We start from the raw sequence: 18287 nt of genomic DNA on the forward strand, positions 1-18287 counted from the left end.
GGAAAGCCTTATAAATCCCTGATCAGAAGCTATTTTTAAGAATGTGTAATCTTTTTTCCTGATACCGGTGTTATGCAGGCGTGTTGGCTGATCTGATTTGACCCGCCGAGGGAAATGCAATCAATTCCGAGCATATTTCTGTCATCTTTTTGTCACAGAACTGACTCATTCTGTCACTCATGATCTCATCCATTTCGATTCAGGTTTTCCATCCGTTATGAGAAGTCACGCATCGCTACACACATCGAAAATCGTCTTGCTTTTAGTCGTCTGTTTTTCTGTTCTGATCACGAATCTGGGCATGGGCGATATCAAATCCTGGGGGGACATCACCTGGATTGATATTTTTGGCGAAGGTTCCATCATGGGCTTGATGTTGATTTTTCTGACCTTTGTCATAAACAGTCGCCCCAGAGGTCGGGTGACCGACCTGTTAATCATCGGCATGATCGGTTTTACAGCGGCCAGCTTTCAGGATCTTTTGGATGAGATTATCGCTGTGCCTGCGGGCTACATTTTTGACGACCTGATCGAGTCCGTCACAGCACCGGTTTCTGTGATTTTTCTGGCCTTTGGATTTTACTTTTGGAATCAGGAGCAAATCGCCATCAACCAGAGACTGCAATGCAAAGAGCGCTTCTACCGGGAACACAGCGCACTGGACTATGTAACCGACTTGTATACAGCTCTTTATATGAAGAAGCAAATTGAACGAGAGCTGATTCACTACAAGAATCTTCAGCAACCGCTGTCATTAATGATGCTGGATATTGTCAACTTCAATGATTTCAACCGACGCTATGGCGATCAGGACGGTGATCGCTTATTGGCGCAAGTTGCCAACATACTGACCATGAATATACGCAGTGTGGATCTGGCTTGCCGATTTGCCGGAGACCGCTTCATCGTGCTGTTTCCTCAAACACACCTTATCGACGCCCAAACCTATGCCGATGAAATTTTGAACGCATTGGAAAACATGGCTTTTAAACCGGATAACGCCTCAAGATCGGTATTCAACGAATGCACAGTTAGTCTGGTGGACCACAGTGCAGGATCAACAGCCGATGAACTGATTGACAGATTAAACAGAGATTTGGAAACCGCAAAACAAAAGAATCATTTTCGTTCAATACAAGCAGCTTGATAAAGACATTTTAGCCATGAAATCCCGCATCAATATGCCGAGCTATTACTCCATCGATGACAAGATTTTGCCGATCAGCCAAATTCCTGCAGCCATGCTGGAATTGGCCAGAAATCATCGCATGGATATCAATAGCTTGCTCAAAGGTACTGGGATTTTCATGCAAGACATATCACGCCGCGACTATCACATCAGTTGCGAACAATTAAAGTGTTTGATTAACAATATCAGCAAGCACAACCACTCTCAGGAGTTTGCACTGCGCTTTGGGCGTCAGCTGCCCTACATTAATCACAGCACCCTCTTGCAGGCCATCGTTAATGCCTCCTGTATACGCGATCTTTTAGAGATTCTGAGAAACCACTGCCGGCTGTACTACCCCCTGTGCTTTCTGCATCTGGCATCGGATACCAAGAATCACTATCTGATTATCAACGACGCGATTGGCTGTCCACAACAGCAGAAGTTTATCAGTCAAAGTTTTATTTCATCGGTTCTAACCCTGTTAAAAGCCAGTGATATCGACAAGAATCAGCTGACCTTCTACCTGGAACAAAGTCAACCTGAAGATACCGCTCCGCTGCAGACGTATCTGGGCAGTCGTATTTGTTATAACGCGCCAATCACCGCCATTATCGTGCCTGATCATATCGGTCAAAAACCGTTATCCAATCACAGTGAAACGATCAAGCAACAAGCGCTTATAGAATGTCAGGAAAGCATTCAGCTCATAAACGGCAAGCAGGGATTTCTTGAATGCCTACAAAAACTGTTACTGCGAAAGATTCCCCGTCAGGACATCACCTTGCAAATCTGCGCGGAACATTTTGGCATAAGCTCTGCCACCTTCAAGCGACGCCTGAAGGCACATCAGACCAATTTTCAATCCGAACTGGACAGAGCACGGAAACTTCTGGCCCTGTCCTTACTGGTTATTCAAGATCTCAACAATGAGGAAGTAGCCAGAATTCTGAGGATTAATGACAGCGCCAATTTCAGGCGCTCTTTCAAACGCTGGACAGGGTCACTGCCCAGCACCCTCAGGCATCAACTGGCAGATCCTCAGAACCTTCATTTTTAAATATCCATACACACACGGACTTATCCCAACTTTTAAGACCTCACATTTATGATGATCAACAAACACCAAAATACACTCAGCCGTCGCAGTTTTATCAAAAATCTCTCTCGCAGTGGTGCCGGATTGGCTTCAGCTTCTGCACTGGCCGGATCTCTCAGCGGCTGCCAGGACAGTAACAATCTCAGCTTTTCAGAGATTCCTCACAGCCTTGATCAGTACCACCATATTCCGGATGACTACCAATCAAGCATTCTCCTAAGCTGGGGGGATGCCCTGCATTCATCTGAGCCTTTTGCTCCTGAAAAGTTGACTGCAGAACACCAGTCACAGCGTTTTGGCTACAACAATGACTTCATTGGCTTTATGCCCTTAAGTGATACTCACAACGCCTCGGCGACCGAACACTATCAATCAGGAAACAGTCAAAAAGGATTGTTGTGCATCAACCACGAATACACGCAACCTCACTTGATGTTCAGCGGTTACAAAGACGAAAGTGATGGTGAGCTAAATACCCGCAAGGAGCACGTCGCAATTGAACTTCAGGCCTGTGGCCATTCTGTCGTGGAAGTTGAATTAATCAATGACAACTGGCAGACGAATGTCGAAAGCCATTACAACCGTCGCATTACGGTTACCACTCCCATGGAAATCACCGGTCCCGCTGCCGGACATCCACGGCTGGTAACCAGCACAGACCCCACAGGTACGCGAGTCAATGGCACTGCTGGCAACTGTGCTGGCGGAAAAACCCCTTGGGGTACCGTACTGATTGCTGAGGAAGGTATTGGCAGCTTGTTTATGGGTGATCTGAACACCCTGTCGGATCAGGAACGTGACAACTACCAGCGTCTGTCCATTGGCGACGATGAAAATAGACAATGGGGCCTGTACGAAGATCGCTTCCATATTGAAAAGGAGCCCAACGAAGCCAACCGGTTTGGCTGGATGGTGGAATACGATCCGTACGATCCCGAATCGACACCACGAAAACTCACCAGTCTGGGTCGTTTTGAACATGAAGGCACCACGATTGTCGCCAAGCCTGGCAAGCCTGTCGTCGCTTATACAGGAGACGATGACGAGTTTCAGTTTTTCTACAAGTTTGTCTCTGACGGCATTTATCAACCTGAGCAGGAAACCAATCATCGAAACTTGCTCGAGCACGGCACGCTGTACGCGGCCAAATTACACGACGACGGATCTGGTGAGTGGCTGCCGATGCGCCATGGAGAGCCTTTCCTGACCGAAGAATTTGGCTTTCACTCACAGGCCGACGTTTTGATCGAGTGTCGACGTGCAGCACAGATGATTGGCGCCACCCCCATGGATCGGCCGGAAGACATTGAAACCAACCCGGTCAACGATTGCACCTACGTCATGCTGACGAAAAACAAAAAACGGCAGCAACCCGGAACCGCTAATATGCGTCCGAAAAACAGCGCCGGCCACATTCTAGAGCTTGTGCACCCTGGCACAGACGGCGAACGCGACCACACCAGCAACCGCTTTCAATGGAACACTTTCTTGCTGGGAGGGGATCCGAACAGCAGTGACAAAAACACGCAAGGTTTTTACGGTAAAGGCCCCAAGGGTGAAAGTGTTACAGACGCCGGATGGTTTGCAACACCCGACAACCTGACCTTCGACAAGCTGGGTAACATGTGGGTTTCTACCGATGGTTGCGAAGACTTTGGTTTCCACGATGGTTTGTGGGCCATGGCAACATCCGGCCCCTATCGTGCGATCCCCAAACATTTTTTCGGCTGCCCGCTTGGGGCGGAGATGTGCGGTCCGGAATTCACCCCCGACAGCACTACCCTCTTTTTAGCCGTGCAACACCCTGCTGACGTCGACGGTTCGACCTTCGATCATCCGGCACACCGCTGGCCAAACTTTGACAACAACCTTCCGCCGCGCCCCAGCGTCGTGGCGATTCGTCGTAAGGACGGTGGTTTGGTCGGCAGTTAAACCTGAAAATGAAAAAGGCCGGTGCAGTCACACCGGCCTTTTTTGTTCAAAGCATGGAGAAACCGTCTAGCGGTTCCTGGTCAGATCATCCAGCCAGGCTGCAGCACCAATCAGTGCCGGGTGCTTGTGTAAAATCAAATACACAGGGATATTTTCCATAAACCCACGCTGGATGCCTTTTTCTTTGAAGCGCGCTTCAAATCCACTCTGGCGAAAAGCCTCTATATTACGGGGCAAAATACCTCCCCCCAGATAGACGCCACCCTTGGCGTTATACATAAGCGCTGCATCACTGGCGACAGTGCCCACCCCCTGACAAAACATTTCCCAGGTTTCCAGCGCCAGAGAGTCTTGCTGCTCCCAGGCCAGAGTAACGATTTCACTGGCCTCATCAACCCGATGCGGGTGGCCGTCAATTTCTGCAAGGCTGTTGAAAAGATTTACCATTCCCCGCCCTGAGATCAACGCTTCAGCACAGAGATAACCTCGCGCCTGCATCAAGGCAGCCACGGCCATTTCCCTTGGGTTTTGTGCTGCATAAGCCACATGCCCCCCTTCTCCAGGCACCACAACCCACTCATCTTTACCGCGCACCAAAGCTGCAACTCCCAGTCCCGTCCCGGGACCAACAATGGCCTTGGCAGCGGCGGGATTTGATACCCCCTGAACAATGGTCGTCAGATCAGCTTCCTGCAGATGAGGCACAGAGTTCGCCAACGCTGCAAAATCATTAAGGACACAAAAAACCTCGAAGCCAAATTGCTGTCTGACCGATGACTGACTGAATCGCCAACTCACATTGGTCATAAGGATTTCATCACCTACCACGGGACCGGCCAAAGCGATGCAGGCCGATACAGGTCTGGGGCCGTCGATCATATCGAGGTAGGTTTGCAGACAAGATTCAAAGGTAGGAAATTCGCCGGTACGGAGATCGTGATTCTGGCTCAGTTGATATTGGCCATTGTCACAGCCAGTTACCAGACTAAAGCGCGCATTGGTGCCGCCAATGTCTGCCACAAGACAAGGGTACATAGTAATTCCACTCTAAAACTGTTGATATTGTGTCTTGTCTCTTTGGGCAGAACTTCATGGGCTCCGCCTCTGTCAGTAATGCATGTTAACGGTTTTGGCCTCTGTTTGCACTGAGCAGACAAGGCCAAAACCCCAGACGCGATGATTCACTAACTCTGACATCATCACCCCTCAACCCGTGAAGCTTCAGCCTGTGGCGAAGATTCTGACGAGAAATACTTCGCGGCCGCCTGATTGACTTTAGGCGCCAACAAAAGACTCGCAGTCATGGTCGGGATAGCCATCAGGGCATACATGATATCAATCAGACTGACAACCAGCCCCAGAGAAGACACCGCCCCCAATACCACCAACACGGCATAAAACCAGATGTAGTGATGCTGATGTTTTGCCCCGATGATAAACCCAAGACATTTGCTGCCATAATACCAGAAGGTCATGACCGTACTCAGACTCAGCAAGGTGACCAGCACTGTCAGTAACAGACTGCCACCGAAGGGGAACAAGGCATCGAAGGCCGCGGAGGTTAAACCTATTCCGTTGCGCTCACCGGTCTGCCAGACGCCACTGATGAGAATCACCAGCGCCGTACAGGTACATACCATCAAAGTATCTATGATCGGCCCCAGCATGGCCACCAGACCCTCTCTCACAGGCTCTCGTGTTTTGGCTGCACCATGGGCCATGGCCTCGGTACCAATACCGGCTTCATTGGAAAACGCTGCGCGACGGATACCGGTAATGATCACCGCTCCCAGAGCACCGCCAGCCAATGCATTACCGGTGAAAGCATCCTCAAAGATCAAGGCAAACGCTGCCGGTATGGCTTCCATATTGGCGATCAGCACAATACCCGTCAGCAGCAGATAGCCCACTACCATACCTGGCACCAACCAACCGGTCACTCGACCTAGTCGCGGCAAACGCCCCAGCGCAACGATGACAATCACCACAGCAAAAATCAGTCCGAGAGTCAGATCAAAGGTAAAATGAGACTCAGAGGAAGCCCACCCCATAGGAATGGCAAACGTCTGCCGGATAATTTGCGTGAGCTGATTGATCTGAAAAATGGGCATGGTGCCAAATAACCCCGCCACCGCGAAGAAATACGCCAGATGTCGCCAGCGGGGCCCCAAGCCCTCGCTCACCATGTACATCGGGCCGCCCTGCCACTCACCTTCGCTGTCCTTACCCCGATACATGACCGCGAGCGTACAAGTGTAAAACTTGGTGGCGATGCCCAGTAGCGCACTGACCCACATCCAGAAAATCGCACCGGGACCACCCATGGCAATGGCCAGCGCAACACCGGCCACGTTCCCCATCCCCAGAGTGCCGGACAACGCGGTGGATAACGCCTGAAAATGAGAGAGTTGACCGGGATCCTTGCTGTCCGCCTTGCGCGTCAGCAACCGGATACTTTCCGGCAGGTGTCGGTAGGGAATAAAGCGGGAATAAAACAGGAAAAACAGGCCGCCACCCACCAGCAGTACGACCAGAGGAGGGCCCCAGACCCATCCGACGATAATTTGAAGTAAGGCTTCAGCTTGTTGCGGTAGAGATTCAGCAGTAGTCAACGTAGTCATTCAGCTACTGTAGCACCAGCAAAATGCCAATAGCAAAATAGCCTCTCTGACCCAGAGGGAGAATACCGAGAGATGAAAGAGTCGTTGGCGACTCTTTCATCTCCGCTGATCAGTCGATTAAACCGTACTGCTCACGCAATACCGCAACGATCTCCGCTTTGGGATTGTCAGACAGTTCGATTTTCTGTCCGGTAACCTTTTCCGCAATGCCGGTGTAGGTACGGGAGATATCCATCAGTGCGTCCATCGGCAGTTCATTGTCGCGAGCCAGAGCAGAACGCTCGTCCATGCGGTCTTTATTGAGCAGGATGTCCGGGTCTTCGAAATGGTTCAGCAGAAACTGGCGGAAACCCTCTTTGGAGTTTTCGACAATCTTGCCATTGCGGTAGCTCTCGCCATCCCAGATACGGGAGGAATCCGGCGTACCCACTTCATCCATATAGATCAGCTTTTCATTCCCGGCTTTATCGGTGACGAAACCAAACTCGAACTTGGTATCGACGAAGATCTGATCCAGTGCTGCCAGCTCGTCGCTGATCACACCAAAACCTTCTTTCAGCAGTTTTTCATAGGTGTCGATATCATCGGCACTGCGGAAGTTAAAAGCTGCAAAATTGTTTTCAATGTCCTTGCGGGTGATATTGACGTCATCCACTTCCGGCACACCGGGGATACCTTTCAGAATGCCCTTGGTAGACGGGGTAATCAGCAGCTCGGGCAGTTTCTGGTCTTTTTGCAGACCGTCGGCAATCTCTATACCACAGAATTCCCGCTCGCCCTTGCTGTAGGCACGCCACATGGAACCGGTGATGTACTGACGGCAAATGGCCTCGATCATCACCGGTCTGGCTTTTTGCACAATCCAGACAAATGGGTGGGGAATATCCAGAATGTGGCTGTCGGCCAACCCTTTCTCTCTGAACAGCTTAAACCAGTGATTGGAGATGGCATTGAGCGCCGCGCCCTTGCCCGGAACCCCTTTGACACCGCCTTCACCCGTCCAGATACAGTCGAAGGCCGAAATCCGGTCACTGATCACCATGATCGCCAGAGGAGCGTCTGGAGCCACGTCGTAGCCCTTCTCTTCAATCAGGCGGCGGCTGTCGGCCTCTGTCAGCCAGTAGACCGAGCGCACCTTGCCGCTGTGGACTGGCTTATCGGTGCGAATCGGCAGATCATCATTAACCGCCAGTACCGAGTCTTTGAGGGATTTGCCAGCAGAAGCAGCGCTCATGGGAGTTTCCTGTAAATAGTGTGAAATAAGTGGTGAATAAGGGCAGCATTCTACCAGAAGCCCGGTTTCAGGGAACAGAAAGGCGAAGACCGGGATTAGAAAGCCTCTGGCTCTCCCAACTGCCCGCCTGCCCATGTATAATCTCAGCCCTTTCAATTCGCATATTCAGTGCCGCCGCGCCCACTTTGGCGCCATCGGCCCACACTTACGGCTTTTTACGAAGACAATTGACGTTATGGATAAAACCTACCAGCCACAGGCTATTGAAACAAACTGGTACGAAACCTGGGAAAAGAACGGCTATTTCAAGCCGTCTGGCAAGGGTGAGCCCTACTGCATCATGATTCCGCCCCCCAACGTCACCGGTAGCCTGCACATGGGGCACGGTTTTCAGGAATCCATCATGGATGCCCTGATCCGCTACCACCGCATGAAAGGCCACAACACCCTGTGGCAGGTGGGTACCGACCACGCCGGCATTGCCACTCAGATGGTCGTCGAACGTCAACTGGACGCCCAGGGCACCAACCGCCACGAACTGGGGCGCGAAAAGTTCATCGAGAAAGTCTGGGAGTGGAAAGAAGAGTCCGGCGGCACCATCACCCAGCAGCTGCGCCGCCTGGGTGCCAGCCCCGACTGGTCCCGCGAGCGTTTCACCATGGATGACGGCTTTTACAAGGCCGTGCAGGAAGTCTTTATCAAGCTGTACGAAGACGACTTGATCTACCGTGGCAAACGTCTGGTGAACTGGGATCCTAAACTGCACACTGCCGTTTCCGATCTGGAAGTACTGGCCGAAGAGGAAGATGGCTTCCTGTGGCACTTCCGCTACCCGTTGACCGATGGCTCCGGCCACCTGGTGGTCGCCACGACGCGTCCTGAAACCATGCTGGGCGACTCTGCTGTGGCGGTACACCCGGACGACGAACGCTATAAAGACCTGATCGGCAAGACCATCACACTGCCATTGGTCGGCCGCGAGATCCCCATCATCGGCGACGATTACGTGGATATGGAGTTTGGTACCGGCTGTGTGAAAATCACCCCGGCACACGATTTCAACGATTACGAGATGGGACAGCGACACAACCTGCCGCTGCACAACATCTTCAACGACGATGCCGAAATCAACAATTCTGCCCCGGAAAAGTACCGGGGTATGGACCGTTTCGACGCCCGCAAACAGATTGTTGAAGATCTGGATGCGCTGGGCCTGCTGGAAAAAATCGACGATCACAAACTGAAAGTCCCCCGTGGCGACCGCACCGGTGTCGTCATTGAGCCCTACCTGACCGACCAGTGGTACGTGAAAACCCAGCCGCTGGCAGACGAGGCCATCAAAGCCGTTGAAGACGGTGATATTCAGTTTGTGCCCAAGCAATATGAAAACATGTACTTCTCCTGGATGCGCGACATTCAGGACTGGTGTATTTCACGTCAGCTGTGGTGGGGTCACCGCATTCCCGCCTGGTACGACGAAGACGGTAAAGTCTACGTGGGCCGCAGCGAAGAAGAAGTTCGCGAAAAGAACAACATCCCTGCAGAAACACCCCTGAAGCAGGACGATGACGTACTGGACACCTGGTTCTCATCCGGCCTGTGGACCTTCGGCACACTGGGCTGGCCGCAACAAACGGATTTCCTCAAGACCTTCCACAGCACCGACGTGCTGGTGACCGGCTTTGACATCATCTTCTTCTGGGTTGCACGGATGATCATGCTGACCCTGCATTTCAGGAAAGAAGTCCCCTTCCACACGGTATACGTGCACGGTCTGGTGCGCGACGGACAAGGGCAGAAGATGTCCAAGTCCAAGGGTAACGTACTCGACCCCATCGATCTGATCGACGGTATCGATCTGGAATCGTTGGTGGCCAAACGTACCGCAGGCATGATGGTGCCGCGTCTGCGCGAGAAGATCGAGAAGCAAACCCGCAAGGAATTCCCCGATGGTCTGGCGGCCTACGGTACTGACGCCCTGCGTTACACCTATTACTCGCTGGCCTCCACCGGTCGCGACATCAAGTTCGATGTGGGTCGTATCGAAGGTTTCCGCAATTTCTGCAACAAGATCTGGAACGCCTCGCGTTACGTGCTGATGAACTGCGAAGTTCAGAATGAAGCCGGTGATCGTGTATCCGCCAAAGATTGCGGACAGGACGATGTACAAGGAAGTACAAGTGCCACGGGAGGCAGGATGCCGGGAGTGGCCGGCAGCGATAACTACGAGTTGTCTGTAGCCGATCGCTGGATCATCGCCAAACTGCAGCAAGTTGAGAAAGCCTTTGCCGACGGCGTGGAAGCCTACCGTTTCGATCTGGCTTCGCAGGCGCTGTACGACTTTATCTGGAACGAGTACTGCTCCTGGTATCTGGAACTGTCCAAGCCGATTCTCACCAGTGATGATTTCAGCGAAGCACAGAAGAAAGGTACCCGCCGCACCATGGTACGCGTACTGGAAGAAACCCTGCGTCTGGCACATCCGTTGATGCCATTCATCACGGAAGAAATCTGGCAGCGGGTGAAAGATCTGGCTGGCGCCGAAGGCGAAACCATCATGACCGCCGCTCTGCCACAATACGACGAGAGTCTGGTAGATCAGCAAGCCATTACCGATGTGGAGTGGCTCAAAGGTGTGATCGAAGGCGTGCGTAACATTCGTGGTGAAATGAACATTTCCCCGGCGAAAAGCGTTCCGCTGTACTTTGCCAATGGATCCGACAACGACCAGCGCTGCCTGAACGACAATCGTCAATTCCTGATGCGTCTGGCAAGCCTCGAATCCATTACCTGGCTCAACGCCGGTGAAGAAGCCCCCATGTCTGCTACCGGTCTGGTGGGTGATATGGAAATTCTGGTTCCGATGGCCGGCCTGATTGATGTACAAGCCGAGACTGCCCGCCTGAACAAAGAAGTGGATCGTATCACCAAGGATATCCAGCGTGTTGAAGGCAAACTGAACAACCCCAAGTTTGTCGACAAGGCTCCGGCCGAGGTAGTACAGAAAGAAAAAGACAAGCTGGCGGACATGCAAAGCGCCCTTTCCAAGCTGGCTGAGCAGGTGAAGAAAATAGCAGAGCTTTAATGACTCTTCGTTTTCCGAACCGGCACTCTTTTTTCCGGCACTAAAAAAGCCTCTGCAATGCAGGGGCTTTTTTGTGTGCGCTTTACAACGGAATTGCTGTCTGGCGTTGGATGGTGTTCACGCTGAATTGTGCTAACTTATATCCGTTTTCATGAACTTACAGGTTTCATACACATCCATAACAACGTATAGGGATATAACATGACACAGAGACCCTTTATTCCAGCGATGGTCATTAGCAGTGCCTTGCTGCTCATTGCTGGCTGTGGCGACCAGCCAACCTCAACAGAAAACCCTGCCCCCACTGAGACGCCCGTCGTTACTAACGCCGTAACGCCAGCTGCGACGTTAAGTTATGAAACCTCTTTTCAACTCGGAGATACCCGCACACTCACCACGCTGTACAGCTATCCCAACTCAAACACACCGGAGTCTCTCGAAGACACCATCGAGCACTACCTGAACCAGCGTCTGCAACGGGATCGCATCCCCAATGGCGTGGCGGATGTGACTGTTGATCAGGGCATTTACAGCGTATCAATCACCGGGAACTCTGAGTCCATCAATGATTACAGCACACAAATCCCGCAGTTTTTGAACAACGGGACTCTGGCAGCAAACGCTGTTGCCGAATTGAAGCAAGCACAAAAATGGGATGACCAAGACTGGCGGTTTTTCTTACCGTTGGGACTGTCGATCGTCAATCAACGTTCCGTGCAGCTGTTGCACTTCCCACCCGACTACTCACTTCCCGATCAGGATTACCTCAACTCCAAAACCAGCCAACGTTGGGAAAAGTTGTTGATGCTGAATAACGTGGCGGCTAATGAAGTGACTCTCTATGAAAGTATTCTCGATGTCGCCCCCATTGCCGCACCCGCCAGTGCCGGCAGTACCTTAAGCGAAACCTACAGTTATTTCGAACCCTACGTGGTGAGCATGCTGCCGTTGCTGCTGGATATTGACGAAGGCAGTGCCAGCGCTCTGCCCATCGTTGCCTATGGCGGGCCGGTCAGAAGCTGGGTTTCCAGCTATTACAAACTCAACAATTTCAGCGTCAACACCACAGCCAGCATCACCATTCAGGATGGTATCAATGCCCCGATTCTGGGAGCGAACCACCCCAGCTATATCTGGTACGTCAAAGAACAGGGACGGGCAGCGGCCATGAAGGTTATGGAACAGGATCTGATTTCGGCCTGCTGGCAAGCCAGTATGGGCAATAATACCCAGCAGGATGCAGACACGGTATTAAGCAGCTGTAACAGTTACTGGCAGGGTCAACCCATGACAGTGTGCATCAATATGGAAATTCAGGCATTTGATAAAACTGAAACGGAAGCCGAGGCCATCTGTTCATCGGATTTGCCAGATCACTCAGCAGTCAAACCCAGCGAAGAAAACAACAACTCCGTGGTTTTCTGACACACTCAAAGCCACCTTCTGCAGTCAAAAAACATGATTGCAGAAGGCGTTGTCAAAACGCTTTGGCATTATTGAAAACGGGTATAGTCCGGTGCATCCAGACCAAACCGCTTGTAATTCGATTCCAGCAACCCCTGCTTTCCCGCCATCAATAAAATCTGATTAATTTCACTGGCCGTAATCGGGCTCTCTTTGGGAACCAGGAACATCCGTTCATATTGAACTTCTGGCCTGTCGGATATCAGAATTCGGGATTTGACCTGCGGATTCATTTCAAGAAACCATTTCAGAGTGACATCACTGGTCACTGCAATATCCACCCGGTTTGCCAGTAACATCTTGATACTGATTTCCTCTGACTTTACATAGATGACTTCAGGGTTGATGGGAGACTTTTTTTCAGGTGCCAAAAACCTATAGGTATAACCACTCACAAGAGAGAAGGTTTTATCGGTATAACTATCGAAGTAACCCTTCCCTCCAGCCTTGTCCTTCAGGGCAATAAAAACATCTTTCGCCTGTAAAAGTGGCCAGCTGGTATCCAGGGGTATCTGCCACTCCCAGGCAGGGTTGTCCCACATGACAATATCCACCATGCCGCCCTTGACCGAGTGAGAACGCCTTTTAACCGGAATATCACGCACACTGAACCAAAAGTCATTTTGCACGGCATTCATTGCCTCCAGAACACCGTTGGTCACATCCTTTGTACTATGACTGATAAAGAGCGGTGGTCTTTCCGAAGTTCCGACCTTAATCAGTTTTCGGTTGTCTGGTGCCTCTTCTTTCACAGTATCAGATAGAGAATTAACACCAGCAAAGGCAGCCGCAAAAGGCAGGCACAATCCCAGCACCATGAACAGGGCAACTTTTTTCATCGCAACTCCAAAACACATCGAAAACTCTAGATCGGTCAGCTAACAGCAGCCATCTGATTCAACCATGGACATTCGAGATTACCGCATCAAACGGCAAAAAGCCTTCAACCCAGTATCCGCCACGAATGTCGATCTGCTATGCCAGCAAATCAAATGCCAAGTACAGAGTATCACGCATCTTAATTTTTAAATTAAACCGTAAAGCTCTGTTATCAGCCCCCTGTCGCCACCGTAACACCCAACTCTGATAAATATCGGTACAACTCTTCCCGAAACAATTTTGCTCGAACACTTTGTTCTCGGGCGGTGACCAGATAGATACCGGTATCCAGAGGAATTGATTCATCCAGCAGACGCACCAAAGAGCCGCGCCGCAAATCAGTAGCTACTTCAATCTGATCTGCCAGCACCACCCCCAAACCGCGTCTGGCAGCATCAATGGATTGAAAACCATAATCAAAATGGAGATTGCGCACGCTTTTTACGCCTTGCAAACCATGCCGCTCGAACCAGTGTTCCCAATGTTGATAGCGCTCGTGCAGCAACGGGTAATTCAACAAGTGCCGGGGCTCCAGGACGGGAGCCTCCGGGCGCAATAAAACCGGAGAACATATCGGCTGATAATGTTCTTTATAAAGATATTGTACTGCTCGCCCCTGAGATTCCGGCTCGCCCAAACAGAGTGCCAAATCAATTTCAGTGGGCACTTCCCGAGCATAGGGCTCAAGGGTTTTCAGTCGCAGGGTCACTTCCGGATAGCGTTCCGAAAAGCGTCCAAGGAGTTCCGGCAACCAGTTGATGGACATGGTCGCAGTGGCTCCCAGAACCAGTTCACCTTCCAATGATTCGTAATCAAGATCATCAAGCCCCTGCTGCAGCGTTTGTAACGCCTGCTGCACCACATCCAGAAAACGGCGCCCCGCAGCGGTCAGCCGCAGTCGATTGCCCGCACGCTCAAAAAGATGAACCTCCAAACGCTCTTCGAGATTGCGAATTTGACGGCTGAGCGCGGCATGACTCAGATGCAGCTCTTCGGCTGCCACACGAACATAGCCATGCCGGCCCACCGCCTCAAAGGCTCTCAGCGTGTTTAGGGGCAAGCGACGGTGATCAAAAGCCTGATGGTGCGTTTTTGTTACCATTTTCGTGCAAATAAATTGATTGTGGAAACAAAATAATCGCATAAAATTCAAGCAACAACCACTCATTGACCGTTTTTCATCAAAGAGCGACCCGATTCGACTATCTATAAAACATAGTTTGACGCTCCTAAAATAAGAAAACGGCAACCAAAAAGGGCTTACCACCATGAATCAGACACTGCGAATCAATGGCGAACGTCTGTGGTCACGACTGGAAGAAATAGGCCAGATTGGCGCCACGGCTGGCGGCGGCTGTAACCGCCAGGCACTGACAGATGAAGACCAGGCCGGTCGCGCCCTGTTCGCCGGTTGGTGCGAGGCCGCTGGCTGTACACTGCGTACCGACGCCATCGGCAATGTCTTCGCTCGCCGTGAAGGCACAGACCCAAGCTTGCCACCGGTCATTACCGGTAGCCATCTGGACACACAACCCAGTGGCGGCAAGTACGATGGGATCTACGGCGTGCTGGCGGGGCTTGAGGTCATTGAATCCCTTAACGAAGCGGGCGTTCAAACCCGCCACCCTCTGGAAGTGGTGGTCTGGACCAATGAAGAAGGCTGCCGCTTTGACACTGCCATGATGGGCTCTGCGGTCTGGTCTGGCACCATGTCCCTTGACGATGCCTACGCTCTCACAGACCGCAATGGCGCCAGCGTACACGACGAACTGATTCGTACCGCCCAGCTGGGAGAGGCCCCCGCCAAAGCCGGAGCGATTCACGCGGCCTTTGAACTGCATATTGAACAGGGCCCGGTGCTGGAAGCCGAAGCACTGGAAATTGGAGTAGTCACCGGCGTTCAGCATATGAGCCGTCACCGGGTGATCTTCTACGGCCAGGAAGCCCACGCAGGCCCAACCCCCATGACCCTGCGCAAAGACCCAATGATGGCACTGGGCCAGTGCCTGCCCAGGCTATACGCCATGGCCGAGGAACACGGGCCGGACTCACGTATCACCTTTGGCTTTGTGCATGCTTCTCCCGGTTCGAGCAATACCGTGCCCGGCAAACTGGAATTTACCGTCGACATTCGCCACCCGGAAGCCAGCCATTACCAGGCGATGCTGGACAGCTATGAAACCATTATTCAGGAAGCGGCCAAAGACTTCGGGCTGGAAATGGAGTTTGAATGTTTTTGGGAAGCACCCGGTGTGACCTTCGATGCCGACTGTATTGATGCCGTACAAGAATCCGTTAACGCACTGGGCTACTCCCATCGTCGGATGGTGTCCGGTGCCGGTCACGACGCCTGTAATGTGGCCAAGGTTGCGCCCACATCGATGATTTTTATTCCCTGTAAAGACGGACTCAGCCACAACGAAAAAGAAGCCATTCTCGCTGAACACGCCACAGCAGGCGCCAACATTCTGCTCAACGCTATGGCCGCCCGCGCAGAAGTGATTGCTTAACCTCAGCGACCCAATTCAGGACAACACCTGATCAATTAACGGAGACAGACAATGAAATTTGCCAATCGCGTAGCAGGGGGTGGATCCCCGGTACTGGATCAATGGGGTATGGACTCCGAATACGGCGTGCTGGAAAAGGTGCTGATCGGTCCTATGGATCAATATCAGTGGCAAACAGGCAACGCCATGTCCCGCCGTTCCATACGACTGGGGCGCAAGTTTGATCAGGCCGTAGCCCGCACACAATATCAGGAAATGCTGGATGCCTATCGCACGGCGGGTGTAGAAACCCATATCCTTGAAGCGGATCCAAACCTGCCCTATCAACTCTACGCTCGCGATTCGTCCGTCATGACACCCTGGGGCCCTATCGTAACCCAGATGTACAGCCCATGGCGTCGTGGCGAGTGGAAAGCCGTGTTGGAGTTTTACCAGGGCCAGGACATTCCCATCTACGACATCATCACGGCCGGCACTCTCGAAGGCGGCGATTTCATGGTGCTGGAGCCCGGTGTGATTCTCTGCGGCTACACCGGTGAGCGCACCAGCGAAGAGGGTCTAGCGCAGGTCAAAGCCTGGGTTGAAGCCGAGGGCTGGGAATTTAAAAGCTACAAGTTTGACCCCTACTTCCTGCACCTGGACGTCAAACTGGCGATGCTGGCACCAAAACTGGCAGCAGCCTGCATTCAGGCTCTTGAACAGGAATTCGTCGACTGGCTACGTGGTCGCGGCATAGAGTTGATTGATATTTCTTACCGCGCCATGCTGGAACTGGGTTGCAATGTGGTCGCTCTGGGCAACGACCGCGTCCTCATGCCTTACGAAAACATGGAACTGAAAGAAAAGTCCGCGGCACACGGCCTCACGGTTATCGACCCGGACATCAGCATGTTTACTTCCGGCGGCGGCGGTGTGCACTGTATGTGTCAGCCTTTGAAACGTCAGCCCGGCTAAGCGGCCTCTGATCCTGTGCATACAAGGCAACGATAACGTAGCGCACAAAAATCCCAGTAAAGTTTGCCCGCCGCAGGCTTTACTGGCTTTCCTCCCGCGGACCTAGCTGATGCTTCAGCTGTGTCAGACCAAGAGTCATCATTAATCCAAACACCGCAAACCCAATCAGGGTAGTTACAAAGCCCATTGATTCCGCCAACGCTCCCATCAACAAGCTCCCCAAGGCTGGTGCTCCCATTGAGAAGACCGCCCACAAACTCATTACCCTGCCCCTGAACTCATCTTCGACCACCAGCTGAATAATCGCCTGACTGCAGGTCGCACTCATTGTCGTCGCCAGACTGAGAGAGAAAATAATGAACACGGCCAACCACACACTGCTCGCCCAGTAAAAACACGACAACACCAGGGATGCAGTGATCAAACTAAAAAACAGCAAACGTAACATGACCCGTTCACCCCCGTTAACCCGCGCCAGCAACAGGCCACTTAAGATAGAACCTACACCTGCCGACATGGTGAGCATCGCCAGGGTTGTTGCCTCGCCACCCAGTAATTTACCGGTCAAGGCGGGCAACATTTCCAACACGGTGCGGCCGAGCAATGCATTTACCAGAGTCAACAACAGCACCAAACGGATATCTATATGGGCAAACACAAAGCGCAGCCCCGCATATAACTGGGATAACACGCCTCCCGCACTTGCTCTCTGAAGCGGATTGAGCCGTGTCAGCCGGGACATGGCCAAAACTGCACCTAAAAATAAAATGGCGGTCAGGAGAAACGCCATCAATACAGAGGCGTGTGCGATCAGCGCACCGGCAATTGCCGGACCCAGAATACGGGAACTATTGAATATGATTGCAGTAGTCGCAATCACCTTGTGAATGCTCTGCCGCTCTATCAACTGCGGAACCAGGGCAAAACGCAATGGCGAGGAGGCAGAAGAAACAAAGCCGAACAACACAGACAAACCCAGCAGCCAGCCAAGAGAGAAACTGTCTGTGAATAACACACCAACAGCCAGCCCCCCTATTATCGTCTGCCCGAGTAACGTCACCACCATGCCATTGCGTGGATTGACGCGATCTGCCATCACCCCAAAGAACGGGGAGAACAAGAAAGACGGTGCCAGCAACAAGGCACTGGTGACACCAACCCAAGTCGCACTGTGAGTTAAATCCCAAGCCTGCCACCCCAATAAAAAGCGGGCAATCCAGCCCGCTAAAGTCGACATGGCGACAGCCACAAAATAAGGAGTGACATTGGGTTTACAAAAGATGGAGCCTGTCGAATGCTGCGAGGGGTCGGACATACTGTGAGCCTAAAACCGTCATCAAG

13 protein-coding genes are annotated in these 18287 nt (G+C 52.0%); 7 read left to right on the forward strand and 6 right to left on the reverse strand.

What is annotated here, in order from left to right; translation table 11 throughout:
• Positions 1 to 217: 217 nt before the first annotated feature.
• Genes KOI40_RS06610 through KOI40_RS06620 form a run of 3 tightly spaced genes read left to right on the forward strand, consistent with a single transcriptional unit; the run spans position 218 to position 4199 of the window.
• A complete protein-coding gene (locus KOI40_RS06610; RefSeq protein ID WP_216096692.1) occupies positions 218 to 1147 on the forward strand; it encodes a GGDEF domain-containing protein in 930 nt (309 codons plus the stop codon).
• A 16-nt stretch (positions 1148 to 1163) separates the two neighbouring features.
• Positions 1164 to 2228, forward strand: coding sequence for a helix-turn-helix domain-containing protein (locus KOI40_RS06615; RefSeq protein WP_216096693.1), 1065 nt, complete (start codon positions 1164 to 1166; stop codon positions 2226 to 2228).
• Between the two features lie 48 nt (positions 2229 to 2276).
• On the forward strand, positions 2277 to 4199 hold the full coding sequence (locus KOI40_RS06620) for a PhoX family protein (RefSeq protein ID WP_216096694.1): 1923 nt from the start codon (positions 2277 to 2279) through the stop codon (positions 4197 to 4199).
• A gap of 66 nt (positions 4200 to 4265) precedes the next feature.
• On the opposite strand, the gene glk is transcribed toward KOI40_RS06620, so the two are convergent.
• The 3 genes from glk to KOI40_RS06635 form a co-directional block, all read right to left on the reverse strand.
• On the reverse strand, positions 4266 to 5234 hold the full coding sequence (gene glk, locus KOI40_RS06625) for a glucokinase (protein ID WP_216096695.1): 969 nt from the start codon (positions 5232 to 5234) through the stop codon (positions 4266 to 4268).
• 164 nt (positions 5235 to 5398) lie between these two features.
• Positions 5399 to 6811 carry an alanine/glycine:cation symporter family protein gene (locus KOI40_RS06630; protein WP_439653230.1) on the reverse strand — a complete coding sequence of 471 codons (1413 nt, stop codon included), beginning with the start codon at positions 6809 to 6811 and terminating at the stop codon, positions 5399 to 5401.
• A 118-nt stretch (positions 6812 to 6929) separates the two neighbouring features.
• Entirely contained in the window at positions 6930 to 8054 is a 1125-nt protein-coding gene (locus KOI40_RS06635) for a phosphoribosylaminoimidazolesuccinocarboxamide synthase (protein WP_216096697.1), read from the reverse strand.
• A 235-nt stretch (positions 8055 to 8289) separates the two neighbouring features.
• On the opposite strand from KOI40_RS06635, the gene KOI40_RS06640 reads away from it, so the two are divergent.
• Together KOI40_RS06640 and KOI40_RS06645 are read left to right on the forward strand one after the other, a co-directional pair.
• The gene (locus tag KOI40_RS06640) at positions 8290 to 11139 is read left to right on the forward strand and encodes a valine--tRNA ligase (RefSeq protein WP_216096698.1); all 2850 of its coding nucleotides are present in this window, start codon (positions 8290 to 8292) and stop codon (positions 11137 to 11139) included.
• Positions 11140 to 11340: 201 nt separating this feature from the next.
• Positions 11341 to 12564 (forward strand): hypothetical protein, encoded by a 1224-nt coding sequence (locus KOI40_RS06645; protein WP_216096699.1) that lies wholly within the window; start codon positions 11341 to 11343, stop codon positions 12562 to 12564.
• Positions 12565 to 12632: 68 nt separating this feature from the next.
• Here KOI40_RS06645 and KOI40_RS06650 read toward each other — a convergent pair whose 3' ends face one another.
• Positions 12633 to 13442, reverse strand: coding sequence for a substrate-binding periplasmic protein (locus KOI40_RS06650; RefSeq protein ID WP_216096700.1), 810 nt, complete (start codon positions 13440 to 13442; stop codon positions 12633 to 12635).
• Positions 13443 to 13654: 212 nt separating this feature from the next.
• A complete protein-coding gene (locus KOI40_RS06655; RefSeq protein WP_216096701.1) occupies positions 13655 to 14584 on the reverse strand; it encodes a LysR substrate-binding domain-containing protein in 930 nt (309 codons plus the stop codon).
• Between the two features lie 166 nt (positions 14585 to 14750).
• Here KOI40_RS06655 and KOI40_RS06660 point away from each other — a divergent pair, with 166 nt between their 5' ends.
• Positions 14751 to 15992: a Zn-dependent hydrolase gene (locus KOI40_RS06660; RefSeq protein WP_216096702.1), complete on the forward strand. Its 1242-nt coding sequence runs from the start codon at positions 14751 to 14753 to the stop codon at positions 15990 to 15992.
• 51 nt (positions 15993 to 16043) lie between these two features.
• A complete protein-coding gene (locus tag KOI40_RS06665; RefSeq protein ID WP_216096703.1) occupies positions 16044 to 16946 on the forward strand; it encodes a dimethylarginine dimethylaminohydrolase family protein in 903 nt (300 codons plus the stop codon).
• Between the two features lie 79 nt (positions 16947 to 17025).
• Here KOI40_RS06665 and KOI40_RS06670 read toward each other — a convergent pair whose 3' ends face one another.
• On the reverse strand, positions 17026 to 18261 hold the full coding sequence (locus tag KOI40_RS06670; RefSeq protein ID WP_216096704.1) for an MFS transporter: 1236 nt from the start codon (positions 18259 to 18261) through the stop codon (positions 17026 to 17028).
• Positions 18262 to 18287 lie beyond the last annotated feature (26 nt).

It is taken from the genome of Pseudomaricurvus albidus (assembly GCF_018863235.1).
Classification (GTDB): Bacteria; Pseudomonadota; Gammaproteobacteria; order Pseudomonadales; family Cellvibrionaceae; genus Pseudomaricurvus; species Pseudomaricurvus albidus.